General features: G+C 71.5%; 2 protein-coding genes. Both read left to right on the top strand.

The window, feature by feature from the left end; genetic code table 11:
* The first annotated feature begins 53 nt into the window (after window positions 1–53).
* Window positions 54–653, top strand: a complete 600-nt coding sequence (locus tag KS423_RS46240) for a hypothetical protein (RefSeq protein ID WP_224285626.1) — start codon at window positions 54–56, stop codon at window positions 651–653.
* Between the two features lie 95 nt (window positions 654–748).
* Window positions 749–960, top strand: a 212-nt coding sequence (locus tag KS423_RS46235; RefSeq protein WP_224285625.1) for a helicase associated domain-containing protein, incomplete at its 3' end; no start/stop codon positions are given.

The raw sequence follows: 960 nt of genomic DNA, 5'->3' as shown, positions 1-960 counted from the left end.
GGGTGCCACCGCATCTGCGGCGGTCGGATCCGGAAACCATGAGCGAGGTAGGTATGACCACCACATTTGAGACGCGTGACGGCGTCGAGTCCACCATTGCCCTGCTGGAACGCGAGCTTCCCGCGCTCCAGGAGCAGCAGGAGCGTCTGGAGAGTGAGTTGAGCGCTGTCACCGGACGTCTGGAGGCGGTGCGGGCCGCTTTGGACAGTCTGCGCTCGCTGGCGGCGGCGCCCCTGCTCCATCCGGCGCCCGCCGTCCTGGCGGAGGCTGTCGAGGAGGCGCGCCCCGTGCCGGCCGAGCAGTTCGAGGCCGAGGTGCCGCATGCTCGAACCGGCGGCGCGGCCAAGGCGCGTCCGGTCACCGGCAGGAAACGAGCCGGGGCGGACAAGCCCGTCCGGGCGAGGAAGACCGGCAAGGCGAAGCCGGCCCCGCAGGCTGCCGCAGCCCCGCAGGCATCCCGTACGGCGGACGCCGTCGTGAACTTCCTGGCCACGGCAGGTGAGCCGGTTCGGGCCCGCGACGTGGCCCTGGCCCTGGGACGCGAGGACACCCCGAACGCCGTCAACGCCGTGCGCACCGCACTGGAGCGACTTGTCAAGGCCTCCCGCGCACAGCGGGTCGGCCGTGGCCTGTACACGGCCACGGAGCACTGAGTCTGACGCAGGAGCTTTTGCCTGCGCGGAGCAGTACACGACCGTGGCCTCCGAGGAGAGCGACGAGGCCGGGGCAGGGCGAGTAGCCGGCGGCGGTGGAGTCGCTGGTCGAGTGGCTGCGGATCAACGCCAAGCAGCACGCGGCGCGGATCCTGCAGCCGGTGAAGCTGCGGGCGTTCAACCCGCGGGCCGTGGAGTGGCAGCGGATGCACGCGGTCGCAGCGGTGTTCCACGTCCAGCACGGCCATCTCGACCCCACCGACAGGACGAAGCACGCGGAGCTGATCTCCTGGCTCGCCCGTCAGCG

The organism is Streptomyces sp. LS1784, from assembly GCF_020103755.1.
Lineage (GTDB): Bacteria > Actinomycetota > Actinomycetes > Streptomycetales > Streptomycetaceae > Kitasatospora.
Note: the sequence above shows the minus strand (reverse complement) of the source record. Positions and strands in the feature narration are given on the sequence as shown.